Here is a 25,147-nt window from a genome sequence, read left to right as displayed (position 1 = left end):
TGTTAGTCAAGGAGGTGGATTATGGCTGCAAACGACACGGAAGATCGCCGAACCCGGCAGAAGGTATTCCAGTCGGTGCTCGACGAAGGGCCGATCACTGCTTCGTCTTTGGCCAAAGCCCTCGAGCTGACTCCCGCGGCGATCCGTCGTCACCTGGACGCGCTGGAGAGTGAGGGTCTCCTCGAGGTCCGTGAACTCGCCGGCAAACAGGCGGGCAGGGGCCGACCGGCCCGGCACTATGTGGTCACGACGGCCGGACACGATTCGGTCAGTCATTCCTACGACGAGTTGGCCGTGAACATCCTGCGCTTCATGGAGGACAAGCACGGCCGATCGGCAGTGGACGGATTCACAGAAGACCTCGTGAGCCGACTGCGAGAGCGACTCGGACCGGAACTCGAGAAGCGCGGCGGCACCACAGTGGCGTCTCGCTCACGTGCACTCGCCGCCGCACTCACACGGGAAGGGTACGCCGCCTCGGCGACCCCGGTTGCGGCCGGAACCCCGTTGGAGGCGATGCAGCTGTGCCAGGGACACTGCCCGATCCAGGCCGTGGCGGCGGAGTACCCGGAGATCTGCGAAGCAGAGCTCGCGATGTTCTCCGACTACCTCGGCGTCGACGTGCGGCGGCTGTCGTCGCTGGCGCAGGGCGACCATGTGTGCACCACCCACATTCCGACTTCGGAACTGACCAGACCACTCATCCACAGCAATGATCGACCTCAAGGAGGTTCACGATGACTGACACAGGAAATCGGATCATCGATGCGAATCCCGAGCTCAAAGACCTCGGGCAGTACGCATACGGTTGGCACGACGAGAACGACGCCGGCGCGACCGCGACCCGCGGCCTCAGCGAGGAAGTCGTCCGCAACATCTCGAAGCTCAAGGACGAACCGGAGTGGATGCTCAAGCGTCGGCTCAAGGCTCTGCGTCTGTTCGACAAGAAGCCGATGCCGAACTGGGGCGCCGATCTCACCGGAATCGACTTCGCCGACATCAAGTACTTCGTCCGCTCCACCGAGGGACAGGCGACGTCCTGGGAGGACCTGCCCGAGGACATCCGCAACACCTATGACAAGCTCGGCATCCCCGAGGCCGAGAAGCAGCGCCTCGTCGCCGGTGTCGCCGCTCAGTACGAGTCCGAGGTCGTCTACCACCAGATCAACGAGGAGCTCGAGGCTCAGGGTGTCATCTTCATGGACACCGACACCGGCCTGCGCGAGCACCCGGAGATCTTCGAAGAGTACTTCGGGTCGATCATTCCGTCCGGCGACAACAAGTTCGCCGCTCTGAACACCGCTGTCTGGTCCGGCGGTTCCTTCGTCTACGTCCCCAAGGGCGTCCACGTCGAGATCCCGCTGCAGGCCTACTTCCGCATCAACACGGAGAACATGGGCCAGTTCGAGCGCACGCTCATCATCGCCGACGAGGGTTCCTCGGTCCACTACGTCGAGGGCTGCACCGCTCCGATCTACAAGACGGACTCCCTGCACTCGGCCGTCGTCGAGATCATCGCGAAGAAGGATGCGAAGGTCCGCTACACGACGATCCAGAACTGGTCGAACAACGTGTACAACCTCGTCACCAAGCGCGCCATCGCCGAAGAGGGCGCCTCCATGGAATGGGTCGACGGCAACATCGGCTCGAAGGTGACCATGAAGTACCCGGCCATCTGGCTCACCGGTGAGCACGCCCGTGGCGAGACGCTGTCCGTGGCCTTCGCCGGCGAGGGACAGCACCAGGACACCGGTGCGAAGATGGTCCACGCCGCTCCGCACACCCATTCGTCGATCGTGTCGAAGTCCGTGGCCCGCGGCGGCGGACGTGCCGGCTACCGCGGACTCGTCCACGTCCACCCGGGTGCCGAGGGCTCGTCGAACAACGTCCTCTGCGACGCCCTGCTCGTCGACAACGTCTCCCGTTCGGACACGTACCCCTACATCGACATCCGCGAAGACGACGTCACACTCGGCCATGAGGCCACCGTGTCGAAGGTCAGCGAGGATCAGCTCTTCTACCTCATGTCCCGCGGCATGGAGGAGACCGAGGCGATGGCGATGATCGTGCGCGGCTTCGTCGAGCCCATCGCGCGAGAACTCCCGATGGAGTACGCCCTCGAACTCAACCGCCTCATCGAACTGCAGATGGAAGGCGCGGTCGGCTGAGAACCGACCCAGCGCCCACTGCACTCAAAGGAGTAAATCTGTGACTGATACCACCAATCCGCTTGGCCTCTCCGAGCATTCGCACGGTTCCGAGGTCCAGGTGCCCGATTCGAAGCGCGATGCGCGCACGCGCAGCTTCGATGTCGCCGACTTCCCCGTGTCCACCGGCCGGGAGGAGGAATGGCGCTTCTCGCCCGTCCGCAAGTTCAGCGAGTTCTTCGAGGACACCGCCACCGAGGCGAAGCTGAAGTTCGAGGCGGATCTGCCCGCGGGACTGTCCGTCGAGGAGATCTCGCTCGAGTCGGCTCAGGAACTGGGCATCCTCGAGCCCGAGGACCGGGCCGCGGCCGTCGCCGCCAACCGCGCCTCTGCGGTGACGCACTACTCGATCCCCGCGGACACCGAACTCGAGCGGGCCGCGATCATCCACGCCGACGGCACCGGTGAGGCACTCGGCCACGGCCATGTCGTCGTCACCGTCGGCGCGAACTCGAAGGCGACCATCGTCGTCGAACACGAGGGACTGGCCCGGTACTCCGAGCTCGTCTCCCTCGTCATCGGCGATGGTGCGGACGTGACCTTCGTTTCGCTGCAGCTGTGGGAAGACGGCTCCCAGCACCTCGGTCAGCACGATGCGATCGTGGGCAAGGACGCGAAGTTCAAGCACATCCACATCACCCTCGGCGGTGACGTCGTGCGCCTGAACACGAACGTGCGCTACTCGGCAGCCGGGGGAGAGGCCGAACTGCTCGGACTCTACTTCGCCGACGCCGGTCAGCACCTCGAGCACCGCACCTACATCGACCACAACACGCCGAAGGCTCAGTCGAACGTCCACTACAAGGGCGCTCTGCAGGGCAAGGACGCGCGCAGCGTGTGGATCGGCGATGTGCTCATCCGTCCCGAAGCCCTCGACATCGACACCTACGAGCTCAACCGGAACCTCATCCTCACCGATGGCGCCCGCGCCGACTCGGTGCCGAACCTCGAGATCGAGACCGGCGACATCGCCGGTGCCGGCCACGCCTCCTCGGTGGGTCGCTTCGATGAGGAGCACCTGTTCTACCTCATGAGCCGCGGCATCCCCGAGGACGTCGCTCGTCAGCTCGTGGTCCGCGGATTCTTCAACGAAGTGATCCAGAAGATCCAGGTGCCCGAGATCGAAGGCGTGCTCAACGAACGCATCGAGGACGAACTGTCCCGGAGTGTTCTGTGACCATGATCGACGTGGCGGCCACCGACGAGGTGGCCCCCGGCGGCACCATGCGCATCGAGGTCGGCGAGTTCGAGATCTGCATCGCTCGCGACTCCGACGGCACGATCCACGCCATCGACGACCTGTGCACCCATGGTGAGGTGTCGCTGGCCGAAGGAGACGTCGAGGACTGCACCATCGAATGCTGGCTGCACGGCTCGCAGTTCGACCTGACCACGGGCAAGCCGGTGAATCCGCCGGCGTTCGAACCCGTCGCGGTCTATGACTGCAAAGAGATCGCCGGCCGCATCCTCGTCGACCCGAACACCACCCTGAACTGACTCAAGACCGAAGAAGAAGGATCATTATGTCCACTCTCAAGATCGAAGACCTGCACGTCGGTGTCAACACCGAAAACGGTCTCAAACCCATCCTCAACGGCATCAACCTCGTCATCAACTCCAACGAGACCCACGCCATCATGGGCCCCAACGGCTCCGGCAAGTCGACCCTGGCCTACGCCCTGGCCGGTCACCCCAAGTACGAAGTGACCTCCGGTTCGGTCACCCTCGACGGAGAGGACGTCCTCGAGATGTCCGTCGACGAGCGTGCCAAGGCCGGACTGTTCCTGGCCATGCAGTACCCCGTCGAGGTTCCCGGCGTGACCGTGACGAACTTCCTCCGTTCGGCCAAGACCGCCATCGACGGTGAAGCTCCGAAGCTGCGCAACTGGACCAAGGACCTCAAGCAGGCTATGGAGAACCTCCGCGTGGATCCCGCCTTCGCCTCGCGCAACGTCAACGAAGGCTTCTCCGGCGGCGAGAAGAAGCGTCACGAGATCCTGCAGCTCGAGATGCTCAAGCCGAAGTTCGCTGTGCTCGACGAGACCGACTCCGGCCTCGACGTCGACGCGCTGCGCATCGTGTCCGAAGGCGTCAACCGCGTCAAGGACGCCACCGACGTCGGCATCATGCTCATCACCCACTACACGCGCATCCTCAACTACATCAAGCCCGACCACGTCCACGTGATCATCAAGGGCAAGGTGGCCGAGGAAGGCGGACCGGAACTGGCTGAACGCCTCGAGAACGAAGGCTACGACCGCTTCTTCACCGCCGGCGTCTGATGTTCTCACGTCTGAGGGGCGACTTCCCGATCCTCGATGTGAGGGTCGGGGAGTCGCCGCTGTCGTATCTCGACTCGGGAGCGACATCGCAGAAGCCGCAGTGCGTCATCGACACCTTCGTCGAGTACTTCCAGCAGCGCAACGCCGCCGTCCACCGAGGCGCACACTCCCTGGCCGTCGAGGCCACCGACGCCTTCGAGAACGGTCGGATCGCCGCTGCCGGACTCGTCGGCGGGGCACCGGAACAGGTGTGCTGGACGAAGAACGCCACCGAGGCGCTCAACATCGTGGCCCTCGGCATGGATCGGGCCAGCCATGGCTTCGGGGGAGACGACGCAGAGCGTTTCGCCCTCGTCCCCGGTGACTCGATCGTCGTCACCGAGATGGAGCACCACGCGAATCTCGTGCCGTGGCAGCAGCTGGCCGCCGCCACGGGAGCACAGCTGCGCTGGCTGCCGGTCACCGACTCCGGTGAACTCGACCTGACCGATCTCGACACGATCGTCGACGAATCGACGAAGGTGCTCGCGTTCACGCACGTCTCCAACGTCCTCGGCACGATCAACCCGGTCGACCGCCTCGTGGAACGGGCCCGCGCCGTCGGAGCCTACGTCGTGCTCGACGCCTGCCAGTCCGTTCCGCATATGCCCGTGGACTTCGTCGACCTCGATGTCGACTTCGCGGCCTTCTCGGCTCACAAGGCGCTCGGCCCCACCGGTCTGGGTGCGCTGTGGGGCAAGTCCGAACTGCTCGACGCTCTGCCGCCGGTGCTCACCGGCGGATCCATGATCACCACGGTGACCATGGCCGAGACCGAGTTCATGCCCGCTCCGCAGCGCTTCGAGGCCGGCACTCAGCCGGTCGCCGAGGTGGCGGCGTTCGCGACAGCGATCGGATACCTCACCGAGGTGGGGCTGGACAATATTCTCGAGCACGAGAAGGAACTCGCCCGAGTCCTCCTCGACGGGATCAGCCAGATCCCCGGAATCCGCATCCTCGGCGAGGCCGAGGACCGGATCGGAACTGTGGCCTTCGACGTCGACGGCGTGCACGCCCACGATGTCGGACAGTATCTCGACTCGCAGGGCATCGCCGTGCGGGTGGGCCACCACTGCGCTCAGCCGCTGCACCGCCGTTTCGGAGTCACCGCCTCGACGCGGGCGAGCACATACCTGTACAACAACGTCGAAGACTGCACCCGCTTCCTTTCTGCTCTGGCGGAAGTGCGGCCCTTCTTCGGAGTCGCGTGAGGAGGGGAGCGAAGCGATGAGCACACAGATGCAGCAGCTCTACCAGCAGGTCATCCTCGACCAGTCGCGGGCACGCATCGGCAACACCGAACTGCTCCGTGACGCAGCATCGTCACCGCACGGATATTCGCATCAGGTGAACCCGACGTGCGGCGATGAGATCGAGCTCGAGACCGAACTGCGTGAGGACGGCACGATCGCGGTGCGGTGGACCGGCGACGGCTGTTCGATCTCGATGGCTTCGGCCTCGGTGCTGTCGGAGCTGGCCGCCGAATCCTCCGCCCCGCAGATGCTCGAGATCGAAGGCGCGTTCCACGAACTCATGCATTCCCGTGGGACAATGGAGGCGGATGAGTCGATTCTCGGGGACGCCGCGGCGTTCACCGGAGTGTCGAAGTTTCCGGCCAGGATCAAATGCGCTCTCCTGGCATGGATGGCGTTCAAGGACGCACTCAACCAAGCACAAGCAGCTCGTGAGGAGAAACACAATGCCTGAAGTCATTGACGCACCGCAGAATGCCAGCGTCGACGAAGTGCGCGAAGCGATGATGGACGTCGTCGATCCCGAGCTCGGTGTCAACATCGTCGATCTCGGCCTCGTGTACGGACTCTCGGTCGAAGACGACGGCACTGCCGTGATCGAGATGACCCTGACCTCGGCGGCCTGCCCGCTGACCGATGTCATCGAGGACCAGACCGCACAGTCGCTCGAGGGAATCGTGCCGGCCTACCGGATCAACTGGGTCTGGATGCCGCCATGGGGTCCGGAGAAGATCACCGAGGACGGCCGCGAACAGATGCGTGCCCTCGGCTTCAACATCTGAGTAGTAAGGAATGGCCCTCTGGCTTGCATAACCGCAGGTCAGAGGGTCTTTCTTATGCCCAGTGTATTGCCTTCATAGGACTCCTTCTCGGCCCTCCGGGTCGCTTCGCTATAGCTCCCAGGCTTGGGCCGCACTCTTGCGTTGGCGCAGCGAAATTTGTCGATTTTCTGTCCACTGTGCGGGGTTTTGTGCGTGTTTTGGCCTTTTCGGGCGGTGATTGGAGTTATGTGGGGTGCTGGGAGGTGCTCGTGGGGACTTGACCAGGAAGATCACGGTGCGAGTATCTGGGTTCGTGAGGGTGCCTGAGGGTGCCTGAGGGTGATCACGGGTACTGAACGCATCAGTATCAGAGTGTTCTGGATGCCACTGTTGAAACCTTGACTTTGGTTTGGCTGAGGTTGTGACATTAGACGCTATTCAAGCGATCTTTCCATTGATGAGTCGCCCTCAACTCGGGGTGGCAACGAGCCCGCGGCCGGAGCAAGTCCATCCGTCCGGTGACCTTTCGAGTAAGAGTTCCGCGCTATCAGGAGTTTCTGCGGGATAGCAACAACTTTGGTCGTCCCAGGTGAGGAGTCCATTTGGCTATCGGGAACTTTCATGGGCTGTTACTGAAAGTGCGGGATAGATGCGGGGTTTTGGCCCAGTCCGCTCTCCCTGAAGCGAAACTGGGGACGAAACACCAATCTCGTGTCAGCCGTGTTCACTACAATAGTTCTCAGAGCACCGAAGCCCCGGAAATCTCCGGGGGAGGAGCTGTCCAGGGCTTGATGTCTAGTTGGCACACTAGGATATCGAGACTATCAGCTCCGTAGGTAGTGCTCGCAATGGGCCACGGTCCAGAACGGAGGTGGTGCCAGATGGCACGCACCGTCAGTAGGAGCGCTCGTACAGGGCGATTCGTCAAGGCTTCGACAGCCCGTCGAAGCCCGTCCCCACAACAGTGACTGAACGAGTGGGGCGCGGGACGTCGAACAAGACGTCGGTCAATCGTTCGGCATCGACCGGTCGTTTCGTCAAAGAGTCGACAGCTGAGCGTCACCCCGGCAAGACGATCAAGCAGAGAGTGTAACGATGGGTTCTTCTGTGACGATCGATTTCTCCAGGAACTTCGACCGTGAGCTGAAGAAACTGCTGAAAGACGAGATCAAAGCTCTTGCCCAGAAGTGGCAGAAGTTGTTTGACTCGCTCACTAAGCAGTACTCGGGCAAACCGGTCGCTGCGGTCAAATCTGCGCTCAAGCGAGAGTCGATGAAACTTGGCGGCTCATTCTCAGATCGGGAGCTCACCGATTATGCCACCCTCATCAGTAAGGGCACCAGCATCAAGGTAAAACTCAAGTAGTGACAAGGACTGGTGTGCAGTGGGCTTTTGACGAATCGTCCGCTGCGCACCAGTGTTCCCGTTGTGGCTATTTCCAAACAGCCATTCATCTCTGCCGCAGTTCAAGGTCGTCGTCATGCAGATCACCTGATGAAGATGCGAAGATCTCTCCCAGTTACATTCATCGTCAAACAGCAACCGGGGACTACTACTTCTTTTTGGAAGGCCCTGGCCTTGAGCTTCGCGAAGAGCAAGCTGAGTCGGCGACGAACCACTAATGCATGAAGTACTAAATCACTGTCACTTACGGCATAGTAGTCTCATGGACGCGACTCTCACATCGGATGATGATGAATCTTCCAACGATGACCTCGGACGCATCGTCAGAAACATCGCTCGTCCTACATTCGCCGGTCAATTCTCTGCATTGAACAACACCGCGTGGTTCAAGAGCACCATTCCTACACCGACACAGTTGGGCTTGATGAATCGGTCTTACGCGAAGCTGGATAACCTTCAGTGGTTCGCAAACGTGCTGCCACACCCCTCAACCATGGACTCCATCAGCGATGTTTTCAAGCAACTGAATACCCATAGTTTCCTGAACGACATCGTCCCGAGAGTCGATACGCTGTCATGGCTCACTAATGTCTATCCAAAGGTGAACACACTGGCATGGATGGACAAGGTCCAGTCGACGATGACCTCGTCTGTGGTGGCCCAAATCGCCGGAGCAAGAATCGACCAGCAGGAGTGGTGGAAGGGGGTCTACAGCGGCGTTGACTGGCAAGGCATCACCTCGACTGTTCAAATATCGAGCCTGAACAAAATCTCGCAGGCCATAACTCAAACCGGGGCCGCTCTGGCAACTTCATTGAGCGACGAGGTCATCGAATCGATACTCACCGAGTTCCATGACAACACAGAGCTTGCAGAGCCAGAGCACGACGATACCCAGGCGACGACGGGCTCGGACATTAATACTGATGTCGAGGACCCCATCCTCGAAGCTGTCTTCCGCCGGCTGGCCGGATTCAGCACCTGGTGGCAAGACCACTACCCAGAGCTTTCAAGTCGAGTCATCGCTGAACTGAACATCGCATCACGCTCTATCGTCTACACATTTGTGATGTACAGTCTGCCAACCTATCTGGTGCACTTCTTCGGAACAGAAGGCATCGCCATGTCGAGTGTCCTGCTTGGTCTTGCACACTTCCACAGCGAGCGGAGCAAGAACAAGTTGTCGCCAGCGAACGCGGCGGCAATCGAGTTTGAATGTCCCTACTGCAAGGCTCAGCCGGGAATGCAGTGCATCACTATTTCCGGAGACAACATCGGGAGCCCGACGAAGATCCATGCGGGACGCCTTGACCTTGCGTAAGGGTGTTTGACGGTTGTCTCACGCTTCCATGTTGTCACCAAACCCTGCATCAGTCCCTCCCGTTCGCCGTCTTGTAGACACCACCTAATTGAGACGCCCACGCCCATTCGTAAGGCGTGGACGTCCCAGTCTCGAACACTCTCTCCCATAAGTAGGAGTCTCAGATAGGAATTGCCGAGACCACTAACCGGATGCTGCCCTGTGAGTTTTGAGGCTCTAGCGCAGGTCCACCACCATTCTTGCAAGCGTCGCCCGGACGTTGACCGCTGGCGTTTGATCGTTCGTGTACACGTCTCAGGAGTCCTTAGAAGTCACCTACACGGAACGGACTTATACAGATCATTGTTTAGCGGTCTTCATCTTTTGTGCCGTTCTCGAGGCAGAACTAGGCATGGTCGCTTTCTGTTCACGAACCATCGCTAAGAACACAATGCCAACTATGGGTCCTGCGGCAAGAGTCAGAAACGCGGCATTGAATGACTGGGATGCGGCAAAGACAGCACCCACTGCGAGCGGTGCGAATACACTGCCCAGCTGCCATGTGGCGTTCGCTAGTCCCGATGCGCCGCCGGTTACCGAACCACTAACCAATCGAGGTACGAGGGAGACCAGGAGTGGCGACCAGCCATAGGCGACTATGCCCAGGAACGGGGCAGCGATAATGAATGCTGTCGCTGTGCTCAGGTTGCCGAAGGTGATCAGCGCCGCAGCGAACAACGCGAATAATATAAGAGATGGGGCTTTTCGACTTCCGCCAAAGAAGCGGTCAGAGACGAAGCCGATGATTGGCTTGGAGAAGATGGCGCTGATCGCGACGATGGCAACGACTGTGCCAGCGGTCCCAGAGCCGAGGTCGTACCCTTTGATCATCAGGGTGTTGGACCAAGTGATGAACCCGTAGAGGCCCCAGAAAGCTCCGAAGCCGGCCAGGCAAGTAAGAATAAAGTTCCGGTTCTTGGCCAGTGGTCGAAGCGCGAGTCCTCGACGGCCTTCCCCACCTACCTCCTTTTTTGGTAGGAACGGTCCGGAACGGACGATGAAGATCAGCGCAATAGCAATAACAATCGAGATTCCTCCGAAGAGGTGATAGGAGAGCTCCCAGCCTGATTGAGCAATCAGTGCGGGGACGACGATGTTGGCAGCCGCAGTGCCGATAGATGTGGCGGTAGTGAATATACCTAGGGGGAGACCAAGTTTGTCTGTTCGGAACCAGCTGGTGATCAACCTGACTCCAGCGGAGTAGTCTGCGCCGGCGAAGAGGCCGACCACGGCCTGGATGGCAATGCCGAGAGCCGCGGACTTTACCGAGCCGAAGCAAAACATTGCAGCTCCGGCTCCAAACAAGGAGACTGCGAGCATGATGCGCCCGCCGAATGCGTCTGTGAGAAATCCGCTTAGTGCGTTTGAAGCTACGTAGCCGATGTAATAAGCGGTGGCAAATGCTCCGAGACTTGCCAGTGGAACTGTGAGGTCATCGGCTACGAAGATGGACGCCGGACCCCATGTGGAGCGATCAATTGATGTGAGTGTGAACGACAGCCACGCAGCGATAAGGATGACCCAGCGGTATCCAGAGACAGGTGTTTCATTCGAACTGGCCACACTTGTGGTTATGGGCATTACTTCTCCCGACTACTGAGTTTCTGCAATGCATCGTTGCATCATTATCAGTATGTGATAGAGTGTTATTTGTATGCGATAATTACGTTATGTTCCGTGCATCTCGCTGTCAAGTGAAATGTCTCCGCAATGCAAAAGGAAATTCAATGAAACAGCAAAGAACTGGCTCTGAAAGTGCACTCAGGACAATTGATGTCTTGTTTGCTTTCGAGGAATATCCCGTTGCTACGATCAAACAGATTTCGGAGTTTACGGCGATTCCTTTGCCCACTGCGCACCGTTACGTGGCAATGCTGAAAGATATAGGGCTGGTCTCTGAGGCGGGCAATAATGCATATCGGTTGACGATGCGGATGGCCGGCCTCGCAAGCGCCGCTCGAAATGCGAACTCAACTATTGATGTCGCCGCTCCGTTTTTGCAACGGCTCAGCGCGGACCTCGGGGAAACCGTCCTTCTTGTTCAACTCATCTCTGGCAAACCAGTGTGCACCTACCGTGTGGAGGCTAGTCGCAGATTGCGTCTTTCATTCGAAGTCGGTCAGCGAATGCCAGCGCTTCGTGGCGCTAGTAGCCATCTGCTCCTGTCCGGCCTATCCATAGAGGAGCGACGTAGTTACGTAGAGCAAATACTGTCTGAAGGCGAGCAGGAACCTACGGTGGAGATCGAAGAATTCCTCGATGATGTTCAGCGTGCAGGAGATCTTGGTTGGGCAACGAGTAGCGCTGAGATTGACGAGGGAGTATGGAGTGCCGCTGCACTCGTCAAGGTGTCGCACGAGGTAATTGCCACAATCTCTGTGCCGTGCCCGACGGTCCGCATCGATGCTGAGAAAGAGGAGCTTGTGCGAGACTCAGTATGCAAAGTCGCAGCTGAAATCGCTACTGCACTAGGGGGAGGGCAAAGCCGGCCCTGATCGTGAGGGCCTTGCCTTTTTTGTAGGATCGCAACGACACATTGCGAAACTACTGGCAACCGGCTTCCTCTTTTCAATGCAAGATCGACCTGGGCAATAATTTATCGTCAAGGAGCTCGCCTCGGCTTAAGGCTAATGCGACCTATCCACAAATGAAATGAGGCGAGCCCCTTTTTGATTCTGCCTCGTGTTTCAGGTCCCCGGCGGTATGTAGTCCGGATGTAGGTGGTGCTTCGGAGTGAGGAAATTCTCGGTGAACTCGCCCCGGGAGACTTTGATGGGAATCTCACCTTCCAGGCCGAACTCAAGAATGTCATTGCCCGACTTCATTTCTTCTGGTGTCAATGCGTCGATTCTCTTCGCCACCTGACCCGCTTGCCATACGTTGAGGCACCAGGTGAATGTGTCATTGCCTTCTGCAGCCCGAAGGCCATAAGGGTGATCATCTCCTTCCGCATGGACCAGCCATAGAGACGCCCGACCCTCCGCATTTGGGAATGTCTCCCGAAGGCTGATTACCCGGGGATTCTGCTCGAAGTCTCGAAATACCGCAGCGAACTGTTTGAGTTCTTCAGCGTCGCCGAGAAACAAGAACAGCGGATTGAAATCACTGGACATGAACTCGAAACGGAACATACTTAGACCTCACTGTTCCTTTGCATAGTCCACAATGTCTTGGCTATGTACTAGTTCCGGTGCTTCGCCGTCGCTTTCGACAGCTTCGATCCATTGGCCCTCGTCCATATTGTCCGTGACGGTCACTGTGCGTCCGTCGACATGGATGATACGGTCGCCGGGCTTGAGATAGAAAGTGTTTATCACTGTGTTTCCTCGCTGTTGGGTCCTGTGATTGCTCAGAAGAACGTGGTGAGATTCTTCGCTAGGAGTATGTTCTGATCGAGGACGATTTCACGGCGTGCGATCTTCCACCCCTCTTCGGTTTCTCGCAGCTTGTCGGTACGACGTCCGACGAAGAAGTAGGTCTCGTATTGCACCCTGTTCTGGTAGACCAAGAAGCGGCACCTCACGTCGAGCTCTCGTCCGTTGTCGGTCTGACGGTCCCGAAGTGGTTGAACATTGGTGATCATGTGAGTCACTCGCGACAGAGGCTCCTCGGCATAGTGCACTCCGGTCAGAATCTGTTCGACTCTCTTAGTGAGAGTCCATTTGCCTTCGTCGAACCAGTGCATGCCCTCGCCCTGCTTCGTATTCTCTCGTTCGGCCTGTTGGCCGAACTTCACATTCCGCCGAATCGGCATGAAGTAGAGAGTATCCTCGGTGAATAGGTCCAGCCACTTTTTGAAGTCTCTGCTATCGAGCAGATCCGCCTCAGAATAGTAGAAATCTTCTATCTCGGATTTGAGTCGAGAATAGTTCCCGCTGCTCGTGTCAATCTGTTTCGCTAACTGATCAGCGACAATCCCGTCAGTCATTCGTTTCCTTTCTCCTGGATTCGACCGCCTTGATTCGCAAAGCAGCCGAGATCAATTACTGACCCTGAGATCGTGGTTCCGCTCTCCCCGATGAGAAAGTCCACAGTCTCAGCCATGTCGTATCCGTTTACAGGTCGTCCAGCCACGGACCCGGTCGCGGCTACTAGTGAGCCGCCTTCTCCGACTCGGCCGAAGGAAATGCCTCCAGCGATACCTCCTCCTCCAGGGATGAGTAGGTTGACTCGGATTCGATCATGGAAGAAGTCGTATGCCATGGAAGTGGTCAAGGTGGCGAGGCCGCCTTTGCTGGCCCCATATGCCGACATGTTGGGCTTTCCCCAGCCAGCTCCTGAGCCCACGTTGATGATCGATCCGCCTCCTCGCTCGGCGAAATGCGGGATGAAGCTTTTCGAGGTGAGGAATGGCCCCTTGAGGTTCACCGCAAGCACCTGTTCGAAAAGGGCTTCCTCAGTGTCCAGTACGGTGCCAAGCGGACCGATAGCTGCGTTGTTCACGAGTGCATCGACTCGGTCGTATCGAGTGATCGCGTCCCGAGCCAGCTCGTCTACCTGGTCTGCGTCGCTCACATCGGTTTCGACCACTTCAATGGTGCGCAGTCCGCTGTCTTCGACTTCACGACGAAACGCGGAGACGGAGCCGTCGGCCGTGCTTGATACCTGTTTCGAGTCGATCCCGGCGGCGACTACTCGGTGGCCTTTCTGTGCCAAACCAAGAGACATCTCTCGGCCCAGCCCAAAAGTGCCGCCGGTGACAATGACTGTGCGCATATCGGTCATGCGTTCCCCAGTAGTTCGTCCCAGCCTGCTCCACGCATATAGCGTTCCCACGATCGGTAGTATCCACGCGCCATCTGTTCGGTGGGTTGCAGCGTGATGTTACCGTGGTAGCCCTCGTATTCCGGCTGTGACAGATTCATTGATTGCTGGTAGTTGAAGGGGTACTGCCGAGCAATTGTGCCCATGCTGGACTGTGTTGCGTAAAGCCAGTTCTCCATGTCGTCTTGCTCGGTCATGCCCGCAGGTCCGGAGTACCGCATGTAGTAGTGGCGCAGATAGTCTTTGACTTCATCGGGGGCGTCGGCGTCGACAAGGAAGAAGCGCCAGGCTTCAGTCGAGGTCGCTGTTTGGGGGTGCCAGACGCAGAGATTGCGGGGCTGACGTCCGTGATAAGAGACATTCGGGAAGATTGATCCGACGAATGGAAGCAGTCGTGCTTCTTCTCCGAGCCTGGCCTTTCGCTCTTCGAAGCAATGGCGGAAGTACTCTTCGAGGACCGGCTGATCGAGGAATGACTCGATGTATTCGTTCAGGGTCGGTTGCACGGCAGAGTGCACTCCGTGTCCCTGATCGAAGCTGACCCAGATGTGCTGCGCCTTTTCCAGCTCGTCGTCCCGTCGCCCCTTTTTGCCTGAGGCTGCGCTTGGGCCAATGCCGATCAGGTCGACGGAGCGGTGGCTAGGGTTGTGGTAAGTGTCTCCGAGGAAGTTTTCGGCCGCGAACTTCCAATTTGCGGGAAAAATCCACTTGTGGACGCCGATGACTTCAGAACCGCCTGGGCGACCATCTCGGCAATCAAGTGCTTGGTCGAGGTGTATCTTCGCATCGCCCAGGTAGGTCATGAGGTCGGGGGCGTCTGCATCCCAAGTTGCCCAAATGGTTCCCTTGTAGATTTCGAGTTTCGCCACTGAGACGAGCGAGTTCTTCTCACGATCTAGTACACCGTCGTACAGAGTGCGGTATTGCGGGACACCTTGGAGTTTGCCGTCGGTGGTATAGGTCCACGAGTGGTAAGGGCACGTGAACAATGATGTGTTTCCCGATTCGTAACGGCACACCTTCATGCCACGATGGCGGCAGGAATTGAGGAACACCTGGACGGTGCCGCGCTTGTCACGGCACATGATGACTGACTCATCGCCCATCCGCGAGGTGAAGAAGTCACCGTTTTCAGGTATCTGGCTCTCGTGTCCCACGAAGAGCCAGGAGCGAGTATAGATCTTCTTCAGCTCTTGATGGAAAACCGCTGGATCAACAAACAGTTCACGACTGATGTAGCCGCTCTCGGTATCAATGAGTCCGTCGACGTTTACTGGTTGACGTCCAAGATTGATCGCTGGCATTGGCAATCCTTTCTATTTTTACGATGAGTAGGTTCTAAACTGTCGCGGTTTCGTTTCGCGCAGCGTGCTTGAGAGAGAAGCCCGGTGAGGTGATTTCCTCGAGGGAGAGCTGAGCTGAGCGGGAGAGGATCTTCCTAGCCGCCATATGCTCACCCGGCTGGTTGATCGACTCAACGGCGACGAGTCTGCCTTCTCTCACCCTGCCGATGGAAAAGCGGTGCGGATCTGCTGACGCAAGAGCCACGGCGTCGTCGTCGGGGCGCGACAATCCTGCAATTTGGAGTCTGGCCCCGGCTTGGAGGCTCCAGAACCATGGCACAAAGCCGTAACCTTCGGCTGTCTCACCGGTCAGTACTCGAGCGAGATACCTCGCCTGTTCTGCCGCATTCGGTACGGACTCCAGACGGACTAGTTCCTGGGACTGAGGGTCCGGGAAGCTCGCGCAATCTCCGATCGCATAAATGCCTGGTTCGCTCGTCTGCAGGTTCCGATCGACGACTATGCCGTTTTTGACCTCAAGCCCAGCCTCCTCGGCGAGCTCAGAATTGGCATGGACTCCGATTCCGACGACCACGACGTCAACCGGGGTGAACTGCCCTTCTAGCCAGGCACCGGAGATTTTGCCATCTGCGTCATACGAAAACTCGCTCACGCCGCTACCGAGAACTAGATGCACGTCGTCTGCTTTGTGCAGACTAGCAAAGTGGTCCGAAGTCGGTCGTGAAATCGCTCGTCCCATGACACGATCAGCCATCTCTGCGACTGTCACATCGAGCCCATTGGCCCTCGCGACAGAAGCGAATTCAAGACCGATGAAGCCGGCTCCAATGACGAGCGCATGTTTGGATTTCGTCAGCACGTCCTGCAACGAAATTGCATCGTCGAGGGATCTCAACGCGTAGACGTTGCTCGGTATGTCATGTTCCCAGGGAAGTTCTCGTCCTCGAGCTCCTGTGGCAAATACCAAGGAGTCGTACGAAAGATCAGAACCGTCATCCAGCTGAATCGAGTGGGTTGCGCAATCGACAGATTTGACAGCTGCACCGAGGCGCAAGGTTATGTCTTCGCGCCGATAAACCTCGGAGCCTCGGAAATACAGCTGCGACTCCGAGAGCTCGCCCCGCAAGAAGTCCTTGGACAAAGGTGGACGCTGATATGGGGCGTGCACTTCGTCGCCAATGACTGTGATCGGCTTTGAATATCCGGATTCCCGCAATGAAACTGCCAGCTGAGCTCCAGCTTGACCTGCGCCTATAACCACCAAGCCCGTCATTACTGCTCCTCAGGAAGATTGAGCACGAGACCATCAAGGTCATCTGTTACATCGATTTGGCAGGAGAGTCGACTGTTCGCTCCTCGCTCGCAGGCTGTGACATCCAACATGTCGTCTTCGTCAAGGCCTGGCTCGCCCACCTTTTCCGTCCACGCTTCATCCACATAGACATGGCAGGTGGCGCAAGCGGCCTCGCCGCCGCAGTCAGCAAGTATTCCCCGGACGCCACCGATGAGAGCAGCGCGCATGGCGCTCGTGCCGCCCTCGGCTTCGACGGCCGTTTGGCCCCCATCGGGGCTGACATATACAACTCTGGGCATGAGTTCTCCAATCGACTCTGAATGGCGAATCGGTAAACTCACTCTCATTAGATTATCGCAGAGTGATTATCGATTCTCGCTGGGCGATTACTTCACCATAATGGCGCGTGATGTTGAAGTCAACTGTCTTGGGTACTTCAGCAGTAGACGCTTCGGTGCAGGAGATCCAAGGTCAGAACACCTCGAGACGATTTAGGAACAGCCCGGTGGGTTTTACCGGCCTTCCGGCCGGCGCTGAGGTGATCAGGCTTGAAAACACCTTGTTGGTGTTGTCTAACTAAAGGAGTTGGTAATCGAGGCCTAGGCGACGGTGCTGCGCTTCATCTTCAGTTTCGTTTCGGCTTGGCTCCACAGACATCTGAGCCTCGATAAATTTCCTGCCTTCTTAAGCGATCAGGTGGTCGAGCCGCCATCGATTCGGATTCGTCACGACCGGTGGGGCGCGTTGTGGGGGAGCGGACGTCGGATAGCGACATTAGACGTTTATCCACTCGAATTGTCGCGCTGTGGTGCAACAGAGCGGCTGTCGGTAGCCTCAGACACATGATCACCGCAGTAGCTTCGGCCATTCTGTACGTTAGCGATCAAGACTCCGCGCTGGAGTTCTACTGAGACGTTCTTGGCTTCGACGTTGTCATGGATGCAGATATGGATGAAGACTCGCGTTGGCTGGAGGTCAAGCCCGGTAATGCTCAGACATCAATCGTGCTCGCTTCGGCTGAAACATTCGGAAAATAACCTGGCGACGGCGCATTCCTAACGTTCATTGCCGACGATGTCGTGGCCACAGTTGAACAATTGCGTGCCCGCGGCGCAAGGACCTCCGAAGTAATACCCGAAACTTGGGGGACATACGCGACGGTTGACGCGCCCGATGGCCACAAGCTCCAGTTCAACGAGCGCCCACAAAATTGAGAACCGACTTCACCAGTTTCTACACTGTCACGCTCTTAGGGTGTGCGACGATTCGTTCATCACCTGATTCCCGCCTTGGCGTAGCCATGTCGAAGTCGTCGTACTTGCCGCCGGGGAGGAACAAGTTGTGAACGAGCAAAGCCCGACGTAATATGTTTTCAACATTCGGACCCACTCGACTTCGTCGGGTGGGTCCTTCGCTACTTGAATGTCAATCAAATGGCGGGTCGAACTGACTGCACAGGTCCAATGACCTCGTCGACTTTGACGGCTGCATGGCTGCTTGAAAGGTTTAGTGACCTACTGGCTGACCCGTCCTCGAACTCGTAGCTTTCTGTGAATTATTCTTTATCGACCTACACGTTGTATTCGTGTACAGCATCGCTGGCTTAATGCCACCTAGGATTGGACTCAATCATATAGATACATACTGAAACTCCACGCAAGCAACGGGGAGATACCGTTGCCTATGGATTACAGCACAATAGTTTCGTCTGCGTGGGCTACCCTTAATCTGACGTACGGACCTACCCATCGTAGATGGTGCAGCAGGTGCAAGATAGGTATTTGTCCATCTACGTAATGAAGATTCGGATGGTGAGCGGCTTTGTAAGGACTCAAGCTGTTCACGTATGAGACTCTACTCACGATGAAAACTTCAAGATTTCGTCGATGAGACCCGTTAATGAAGAAGGGACGTCGGACATTTTGGCCTCTTGGACTGCTAGTCGGTATGTAATGGCATGCTTTTGGCGCAACTTTCCATTGTTATGCTCGAGTGCCTTGACGAAAGAAGTCCACTGACCTAGTTCGGTCTCGAGATCATCACGCCAGATCGTAAACTTGTCTGTAACAACTGAGGGGGCACCGTAAGCATATGGCCAAAATCCTTGACTCGCCGTGGCCGGTGGTAGCCACCCAATAAGTTTCTCGGTTGAACTCCGATGGCTCTCATTTACATTTCGCCGTCTCTCGTCGATATCCTCGCCTGCCTTCTCTTTGACTCGCGATGCGCCATCTGCGTCTCCATCTGCAATCAGATAGGTCGGAATTTCAAGTGATGAAAGCATCTGGTACGGGATTCTCAAGCTTCCCTTTCCGCCCAGTTCGAGTACTGATATGCCACGCTCGTCGAGCGGCGTGTTCAAACGTTCTGCCAGGGCTTCGAGCACTGCGCGATCCGTATCTCCCTCAACTACGACTACTGCGTCCGCAAAGAACCCTTCCGAGAAATTCGTAGGAAGTTGCTTATCGACTGTCTTTTGTACTTGTGCAGCAGTTGAGTTGGCTTGTTCGGTCACTAGACTGATAGAAGTTGACGACGGTCGTGTGAATCCGCCATCAGTGCGGAATCGGCGAATCGAACCAAACTTTTTGGGTGGCACGAAATACGGACTGTGCGTGGCGATCAGAACCTGCGTAAGTTGCTGGTTTGATAATTCACTAAGTACTCGACCGAACGCGCGCGCTCGAATGGGATGCTGATAGATCTCCGGCTCCTCGATGGATACTATTAGCGCCGGACCAGTGCGTTCGCTGCCTTCTTCCGTAGGGGCATCATTTTCCTGGTTTGCTTCCGTATCTGCGTGAGTTGCGCCCGGGGAGTTCGGGACCAGGGACTGGAAGAGAGCTATCAATATTGACCGTTGGACGCCGTGACCTTGGCGGGCAATATCATTCGTAATACCGTCAACCGTCACGGCAGTAGAAATCGAGGCTTCGTTCTTCGGTGTCCATGTCGGGACGGACGGATTGAACTTCACGCTTGCGTTAGGTACCGTCTTTTGTAAGTGCTGATTGATTCGTTTTGATTGTTCAGAAACAGATTTCTCTACTCCTTTCTCTACGCTTCTGTTGAGTTGGGTTACAAGATCTTTGTTCTCCTCCATCCAGGCGTCACGCGCTTGATCGCCGGCATTTTTTACCAGGGCCCCGAGAAGTTCAGTTATAGCTGCGCCTCGCGCACCATCTTGAAACTGCGCTTGCATATCGGTTGCGGCCGGAATTAGCACAAAATTGATGCATTCACGAATCGCATTGGTGCCGTTGATTCCGAACATATGATTTGCGTCAATATTATCAACCGGGACCAATTGGCTTTCGTTATCGGGGTTGTCTTCCCAATCGGCGAGAGCGGCTTTTGCCTGATCCCTTGAAAAAGATCCTGTTAAAGTTTCGAGACCGTCTAGCTCTGAAGCGAGCGCTCTGTATGCTGAACGCATGTCAGCGATCCCTTTTGCGTTGTGAACATTGCTGAAGCCAGGACCTTGCATAGCACGGCCGACTACTTTGGTGCCTTTCTGTCCGGGTGTGCAGGTTCGTCGAAAGGTAGCCCGCTCGCTTCTCCCATACTCGCGAAGGATTTCGCGATCGCGATTCGTCAGATCGCTGAATGTCGCTGTGACTTCAACTTGTGAACCGAGTGGTTTGCCCCCACGTTGTGTGAGGTCATCTATTTCTAAATCGTGGCCGTTGAAGAACCAATCCAGCGCATAAAGTACTGAAGACTTCCCTGCGCCGTTCGTGCCGACGAGTGCGGTATAGTCGTCGATCGCCAAATCAAGTTTCTGTATGCAACGGTAGTTACGAATTGAAACATCAGTAAGTTTCATCGGTCAGTTTCTCCGCTCTCACGCTATCACCTCCACCTCGACGTGGGGCGTAGTTGAAGTCTGCCATGGTGTTGACAGATTTACGAATTGAGCTGTTCTCGAAGTTTCAACAGCGTCACTCGGACAGAACTCAGCTGGCAGCAACACATTGGCAATGTCCCAGCACTCAGATCTGTAGATTCGGGAAAGTCTGGCACGAACAATTGCGATAGTGAAGCGGTGCCAAGCTAGGGAAATCGACACTCTGTCGACCTTTTATCCCTGGTGCACCGCCTCGCAGACGTGAGGGCGACTTGGGCTTGCAAGATGTAGGTGGATCCTGTCCTGACGGGGTATTGCCAAGGCGCGTTGACACTGTTGGCAATAACCGCCTTGCCGAGGGCTTCATAATCAACGGTCTTTCCAGCGGCGAACGAGGTCCAACTGGGTTTGCATTGAGTGCCGCGTCGACACCGTTCTATCAAGATTCGACACTATCTATCTGATCGCGCATGAGTAATCGGCCCAGCAGCTAGACCTGCCCCACGGGCGATGGAGACAGAGTTCGAAAGTTAGCCTTCATCTTCGCGGCGTCACACAAAATGTTCATTTTAGGTGCTTAGTGATCACTGGGCGGCTATCTCGGCCAGATTATGCCTTGTAATGGATATTATCGATCGTTGATGGCGGGAGTCCGAGCGCCCCTGACAACGCTGCACGGATCGTAGTGGGCCCTTCCGACAGATCGATCTGGCGCACAGCGAATGGGATGTCTTCGATTGTCATTTTGAGATCGTGTCCAGGCGAACCGGCTACAAGCGCGCCCAGGAGCACTGCTCGAGTCTCTCCGTCGAATTCGTTGCGGAACACGGTGGCGTAGGAGAACAGTTGGCGCACATAGTCCGGCTTGAGCATAGGTTTGCTCTTATGCCAGGTGAAGATCGGCGCAAACTTGCACTCAACGATCGTCTGGGACCCGTAGCCTCGAATGACGACGTCGGCATTGAGCCGAGGAAGGAACGCGACATCGGCATGTTCGCCTTCGGCCGGCCATGGACGGTTCTCTGCTCGGATTGTGTATCCCCTTGGGCCAAGATGATAGCGATAGAACCCGCGAACTGCTCTCTCAAACAGGCTGCGCAGGGCGCTCTCGTCGCGCAGGACCATTGGCAGTTCATCGGAACCAGGAGAGTGCTCAGGCGCGCACATGTCTCTGACTAGTCGGCTGAGGCTTAGCAGAGTGCGGTCTTCGGCATCGAAGTGACCGAACTGCGCCTTGGACATTTCTATTGCGGTCGGGTCGATGGGGGAGACGCCGCTTCTCTCGAGCATTTGAGCCGTGGTCAGGCACTCCTGGCGTACGTCGGCGGAAACCGCACGACGAGCGGCCCGACGCAACGTAATGAGCATGTACCGATAGCGGGGTAGGTCTACAGTCTGTTCGTCGTAACGGCACAGGACACGTCCGGATTCCATCAGCCGACCTCGTGCCGTTCCCAGATGATCGATACGTCCGCGTACACGGTTTAGTGGTTGGATCCGGCGGTGGTATCCGCGCGCAAGCATGCCTCGTGCACGTTTCTCGACGCGCATCGCAAGAACTACCGCAAGCGCGTCGAGCAGGTCGTTATCGTGCTCTCCCCGCAGCAAACTCTCGCGGTCCTCTCCTGTTAGCTTGTCGAGAAGGTCGGAGGCATAGAGGAGGAGAAACCAAACGCTTCGAACGCTTATGCGTGTGGCACCTTCGCCAGCGACGAACACCTCAGAACCCCGACAGGAGCTGTTCGACTATACGATCGACGGTCTCGGGATCGTCATGCCAGTATTCCGCGAGTTGCGGAGCGACGGAGGATTCAACGACGGACCTGAACCACGGCGTGAACTCGCTGGCTTCCTTCTCGGGCACGAAAAACGAGTGCCCAATCCTGAAGGACGGACCTAGTCCAGGGTTCTCAGCGATCTCTTGGTTCATTGCCGTGACTCGGCGTGAAGCATCGTCGATGCGGGAACCAGGCTCTGCACGGAATCGGTCTTTGAGGTGGTTGACCCACGCATCGTTAAGTTGTGGAGCCAGGTCGAAAAATGCGAACCGTCGACGCAGTGCGAAGTCCACCAAGGCGAGTGATCTGTCCGCGGTGTTCATCGTGCCAATGACATAGAGATTTTCTGGAAGGAAGTAGGCCGGCTCGTCGTCGTACATATAGGTGAGTTCGAGGGCTTCTCGAGAACTGCGTTTTGTGTTCTCCAAAAGCGTGAGCATTTCGCCGAGCGACTGTGCCGGATTTCCGCGGTTGAATTCTTCGATGATGAGTACGTGTTCGACATCAGGGTTGTTTCGGGCTCGCTCGGCGTGCTGCAACAGGGGTCCATCGACAAGATCGAGTTTTCCATCGCTGCCTGGTCGCCAGCCTCTTACGAAGTCCTCGTAGGAAGTTCCGGGATGGAACTGAACCGAACGCACGGCTTCGTCTAGTTTGCGACCAATGAGGGCGAAGGCAAGTCTGCGGGCTATCCAGGTCTTGCCGGTTCCAGGTGGACCCTGCAGGATTACGTTCTTCGTCGCTGACCAGCGTGATATGACAGCGCGTAGATCGACGGCGGAGTGGAAGGCACCGTCTTTGAGGATGGACTCGACTGTGTATTCGGCAGCCTCAGGCAGTACATCTTCGGCAACAGTTTCGTCGTCCTCGTCCTCGTCGAAGTACATCCAGTAGGAATCGAGCGGTTCACTGTAAAAATTGGGAGTGGTGCCTGCCTCTGGCGACATCCAATCCCGGAGCGCCGCAAGGTCGACATCGACGTCGCCGGTCGCCGATCGTTTCGTCCATTCAGGGTAAAAAGCATCGACGATCTGGTGCTTGTGAGGTTCCGAGACGATGGGGAAGAAATACTCAGGGTGACCGAGATAGATAAGCGAGCCCCGCAACGAGGGTTCAGGAGTTCCAGGTGAGCCCATAACGAGCTCGCGCCACGCCAACGGATCTTCGCGAGCATCATCCCATTCGTCGTCCGAGAGAGCGCGGAGGTAGCGGATGAACTCGATAAGCATGGACAGTTGCTGGAAGCGGCGAATTGCAAAGGCGACTCCACCTCCAAAGACAGGTGATTCGAATGCTTCGATGATGCCGGGAGTAATCTCGTACTCAACTTTGGTATCTCGGAGCACGCGTTCGATGTTGCCGATCTTCGTTTCCATGCGGAACTGGGAGATGGGGAGCATCTGGAGAAGGAATACTTCGGCGAAAAGTACCCGGGCGTCGTCGTCGACTCCAGCGAGTTGTGCATCGAGCTTGGTGAAGAAGTCTGATCCAGAGATGTCCGGCTGCTTGACGAAGCGTTCAAAGATCACGTTGATATTCGCGTCTGTCCACACGTTGTGATCGGTGAGCACGGAGCCGCCATTTCGGGCGACATTTAGGAGATGTTCGGCTTCGCGTATGACCGGCCCCTCGTGGTCAAGAACAGTGAACTCGGGTGGTTCAACGTCGAACGAGCCATGAGCGCCGGTCTGCTCGTCACGTTCGTTGTCGAACAGTTCGAGGACTTCGGAAACTTTGTCTGCACTAACTCGTCCGAGATCGACGTTGTGTCTTCCGACGAAGGCGACGTCGTCCCGGTCCAGGTACCAGCGACTGCGTGCAGGTCGGTTCGGAGCTCGTTCGCGTAATGGCTGTCGGACGTGTTCATTCGAAGCAACGCCTAGCAAGTTCGCTAGCTTTTTCGGTGTCCAAGGAGTCATAGCAACACCATATAGGCCGGGGGGCAGACGATCGGTCTATACGAGTGGTTGAACTTAGGGCACCCGTTGATTCGCCAACGCGGTGTAGTGCCTCCGGTTGCCGGTAGCGTCAAGCTAGCCGACTTAAATCCAAAACTCGTTCCGCGAGCCGATTCACCGGACCCTTGGTCGAGCAACTTCGAGGCTTGCATACTCTGTAATGACGAGAATAATGCGACCTGCACCCCCGAGTGCGCAGAAACTCTCGCCTACTTCGTGCGATGACTAGCACTAGTGATCGAGACGCTGGTTCTGCTGTCGTCCGCTATGCATATCCCACTTAATGTTCATGGCTTCGGCCTTCCGGATCACTGACTCGGGAAGACTTCCTCGCTTGTATTTCCCGCGAAGCGCTGCGATCCATCGCCCTGCACCCGACCAACCATCGACTCCATACAGCTGCCTAATATTGATGTGGCCGTGTTCGCGGTAGAACGGTTCCAAGCTAGTAAGCCGAAGAATGAGGTCTGATTCTCGGCGCTCTGCACGAGTCGGGGGTTTCGGCTTGGGATCTCGATACGGCGGACTAAACCTGACGCCTATGGCCTCGGCCTCGGCTATTTGATTTTCGCTCAGCTTTCCTGTTCGGAATTTGAGTCTCAAGTTGGAAACCCACAAACCGATGGTCCATCCCAGCCAGATTTCACCTGACTTGGGGTTTGCATGGCCGTGGGCGCGGGCGTATGACGACAGGCGATTGATTCCGCGCGAGAAGTCGACTCTGCCTCGGCCCATGCTAAAGAGAATACCTAAGATTCAACAGTCCTCACATAGCTGCACGATAGCCCATCTCCTACAAGAAGGAATAGCTACGTGTCGCCTGACTTGCACAAGTAGATGAGGTTTTCGGGGCCACGGAGCATATTCCTCCTGGTCAGGAGGTTGCTTGTTTCGGA

The 25,147-nt window shown here is 57.1% G+C and carries 23 protein-coding genes and 1 pseudogene; 12 read left to right on the top strand and 12 right to left on the bottom strand.

Going from position 1 to position 25,147, the window contains the following annotated elements; genetic code table 11:
• Positions 1-21 precede the first annotated feature (21 nt).
• From SB749_RS17190 to SB749_RS17145, 10 genes are all read left to right on the top strand, one after another.
• Positions 22-741 carry a helix-turn-helix transcriptional regulator gene (locus tag SB749_RS17190; RefSeq protein ID WP_410711377.1) on the top strand — a complete coding sequence of 240 codons (720 nt, stop codon included), beginning with the start codon at positions 22-24 and terminating at the stop codon, positions 739-741.
• A complete protein-coding gene (gene sufB / locus SB749_RS17185; RefSeq protein ID WP_039207512.1) occupies positions 738-2,168 on the top strand; it encodes a Fe-S cluster assembly protein SufB in 1,431 nt (476 codons plus the stop codon). The genes SB749_RS17190 and sufB overlap by 4 nt, the downstream gene beginning before the upstream one ends.
• Positions 2,169-2,208: 40 nt before the next feature.
• Positions 2,209-3,384 carry a Fe-S cluster assembly protein SufD gene (gene sufD, locus SB749_RS17180; RefSeq protein ID WP_410711376.1) on the top strand — a complete coding sequence of 392 codons (1,176 nt, stop codon included), beginning with the start codon at positions 2,209-2,211 and terminating at the stop codon, positions 3,382-3,384.
• Complete coding sequence (locus SB749_RS17175; RefSeq protein ID WP_407645271.1) at positions 3,381-3,704, top strand: non-heme iron oxygenase ferredoxin subunit; 324 nt, start codon at positions 3,381-3,383, stop codon at positions 3,702-3,704. Before sufD ends, SB749_RS17175 begins: the two co-directional genes overlap by 4 nt.
• 26 nt (positions 3,705-3,730) lie before the next feature.
• Positions 3,731-4,489 (top strand): Fe-S cluster assembly ATPase SufC, encoded by a 759-nt coding sequence (gene sufC / locus SB749_RS17170; protein WP_410711375.1) that lies wholly within the window; start codon positions 3,731-3,733, stop codon positions 4,487-4,489.
• Complete coding sequence (locus SB749_RS17165; RefSeq protein ID WP_410711374.1) at positions 4,489-5,739, top strand: SufS family cysteine desulfurase; 1,251 nt, start codon at positions 4,489-4,491, stop codon at positions 5,737-5,739. Before sufC ends, SB749_RS17165 begins: the two co-directional genes overlap by 1 nt.
• A gap of 16 nt (positions 5,740-5,755) precedes the next feature.
• On the top strand, positions 5,756-6,235 hold the full coding sequence (gene sufU / locus SB749_RS17160; protein ID WP_410711373.1) for a Fe-S cluster assembly sulfur transfer protein SufU: 480 nt from the start codon (positions 5,756-5,758) through the stop codon (positions 6,233-6,235).
• A complete protein-coding gene (locus SB749_RS17155; protein WP_025778421.1) occupies positions 6,228-6,563 on the top strand; it encodes a metal-sulfur cluster assembly factor in 336 nt (111 codons plus the stop codon). The genes sufU and SB749_RS17155 overlap by 8 nt, the downstream gene beginning before the upstream one ends.
• A gap of 1,074 nt (positions 6,564-7,637) precedes the next feature.
• Positions 7,638-7,907 (top strand): hypothetical protein, encoded by a 270-nt coding sequence (locus SB749_RS17150; protein WP_410711372.1) that lies wholly within the window; start codon positions 7,638-7,640, stop codon positions 7,905-7,907.
• A 301-nt stretch (positions 7,908-8,208) separates the two neighbouring features.
• Entirely contained in the window at positions 8,209-9,267 is a 1,059-nt protein-coding gene (locus SB749_RS17145; RefSeq protein WP_410711371.1) for a hypothetical protein, read from the top strand.
• Positions 9,268-9,606: 339 nt separating this feature from the next.
• Here SB749_RS17145 and SB749_RS17140 read toward each other — a convergent pair whose 3' ends face one another.
• Positions 9,607-10,869: an MFS transporter gene (locus SB749_RS17140; protein ID WP_410711370.1), complete on the bottom strand. Its 1,263-nt coding sequence runs from the start codon at positions 10,867-10,869 to the stop codon at positions 9,607-9,609.
• A gap of 164 nt (positions 10,870-11,033) precedes the next feature.
• Between SB749_RS17140 and SB749_RS17135 the strand changes: the two genes are divergently transcribed.
• Positions 11,034-11,801: an IclR family transcriptional regulator gene (locus tag SB749_RS17135; RefSeq protein ID WP_410711369.1), complete on the top strand. Its 768-nt coding sequence runs from the start codon at positions 11,034-11,036 to the stop codon at positions 11,799-11,801.
• 192 nt (positions 11,802-11,993) lie between these two features.
• On the opposite strand, the gene SB749_RS17130 is transcribed toward SB749_RS17135, so the two are convergent.
• Genes SB749_RS17130 through SB749_RS17100 form a run of 7 tightly spaced genes read right to left on the bottom strand, consistent with a single transcriptional unit; the run spans position 11,994 to position 16,967 of the window.
• Positions 11,994-12,437, bottom strand: coding sequence for a hypothetical protein (locus SB749_RS17130; protein WP_410711368.1), 444 nt, complete (start codon positions 12,435-12,437; stop codon positions 11,994-11,996).
• 9 nt (positions 12,438-12,446) lie between these two features.
• Positions 12,447-12,623 carry a hypothetical protein gene (locus tag SB749_RS17125; protein WP_410711367.1) on the bottom strand — a complete coding sequence of 59 codons (177 nt, stop codon included), beginning with the start codon at positions 12,621-12,623 and terminating at the stop codon, positions 12,447-12,449.
• 32 nt (positions 12,624-12,655) lie between these two features.
• Positions 12,656-13,234, bottom strand: coding sequence for a 3-phenylpropionate/cinnamic acid dioxygenase subunit beta (locus tag SB749_RS17120; protein ID WP_410711366.1), 579 nt, complete (start codon positions 13,232-13,234; stop codon positions 12,656-12,658).
• Positions 13,231-14,031 carry an SDR family NAD(P)-dependent oxidoreductase gene (locus tag SB749_RS17115; protein ID WP_410711365.1) on the bottom strand — a complete coding sequence of 267 codons (801 nt, stop codon included), beginning with the start codon at positions 14,029-14,031 and terminating at the stop codon, positions 13,231-13,233. Before SB749_RS17115 ends, SB749_RS17120 begins: the two co-directional genes overlap by 4 nt.
• Entirely contained in the window at positions 14,028-15,374 is a 1,347-nt protein-coding gene (locus SB749_RS17110) for an aromatic ring-hydroxylating oxygenase subunit alpha (RefSeq protein WP_410711364.1), read from the bottom strand. Before SB749_RS17110 ends, SB749_RS17115 begins: the two co-directional genes overlap by 4 nt.
• A gap of 34 nt (positions 15,375-15,408) precedes the next feature.
• Positions 15,409-16,647, bottom strand: a complete 1,239-nt coding sequence (locus SB749_RS17105; RefSeq protein WP_410711363.1) for an NAD(P)/FAD-dependent oxidoreductase — start codon at positions 16,645-16,647, stop codon at positions 15,409-15,411.
• Positions 16,647-16,967, bottom strand: a complete 321-nt coding sequence (locus SB749_RS17100) for a 2Fe-2S iron-sulfur cluster-binding protein (protein ID WP_410711362.1) — start codon at positions 16,965-16,967, stop codon at positions 16,647-16,649. Before SB749_RS17100 ends, SB749_RS17105 begins: the two co-directional genes overlap by 1 nt.
• Before the next feature lie 762 nt (positions 16,968-17,729).
• On the opposite strand from SB749_RS17100, the pseudogene SB749_RS17095 reads away from it, so the two are divergent.
• Positions 17,730-17,882: pseudogene (locus tag SB749_RS17095) on the top strand (VOC family protein); the annotation flags it as partial.
• A gap of 644 nt (positions 17,883-18,526) precedes the next feature.
• On the opposite strand, the gene SB749_RS17090 reads toward SB749_RS17095, so the two are convergent.
• The 4 genes from SB749_RS17090 to SB749_RS17075 form a co-directional block, all read right to left on the bottom strand.
• Positions 18,527-20,494: an ATP-dependent nuclease gene (locus SB749_RS17090; protein ID WP_410711361.1), complete on the bottom strand. Its 1,968-nt coding sequence runs from the start codon at positions 20,492-20,494 to the stop codon at positions 18,527-18,529.
• 630 nt (positions 20,495-21,124) lie between these two features.
• Positions 21,125-22,234, bottom strand: coding sequence for a 5-methylcytosine restriction system specificity protein McrC (locus tag SB749_RS17085; protein ID WP_410711360.1), 1,110 nt, complete (start codon positions 22,232-22,234; stop codon positions 21,125-21,127).
• 1 nt (position 22,235) lies between these two features.
• Positions 22,236-24,212 carry an AAA family ATPase gene (locus tag SB749_RS17080; RefSeq protein ID WP_410711359.1) on the bottom strand — a complete coding sequence of 659 codons (1,977 nt, stop codon included), beginning with the start codon at positions 24,210-24,212 and terminating at the stop codon, positions 22,236-22,238.
• A gap of 270 nt (positions 24,213-24,482) precedes the next feature.
• Positions 24,483-24,986, bottom strand: coding sequence for a helicase associated domain-containing protein (locus SB749_RS17075; protein ID WP_410711358.1), 504 nt, complete (start codon positions 24,984-24,986; stop codon positions 24,483-24,485).
• Positions 24,987-25,147: the final 161 nt, after the last annotated feature.

Origin of the sequence: Brevibacterium sp. SIMBA_078 (genome assembly GCF_046534565.1) — a bacterium.
GTDB lineage: Bacteria > Actinomycetota > Actinomycetes > Actinomycetales > Brevibacteriaceae > Brevibacterium.
Note: the sequence above shows the minus strand (reverse complement) of the source record. Positions and strands in the feature narration are given on the sequence as shown.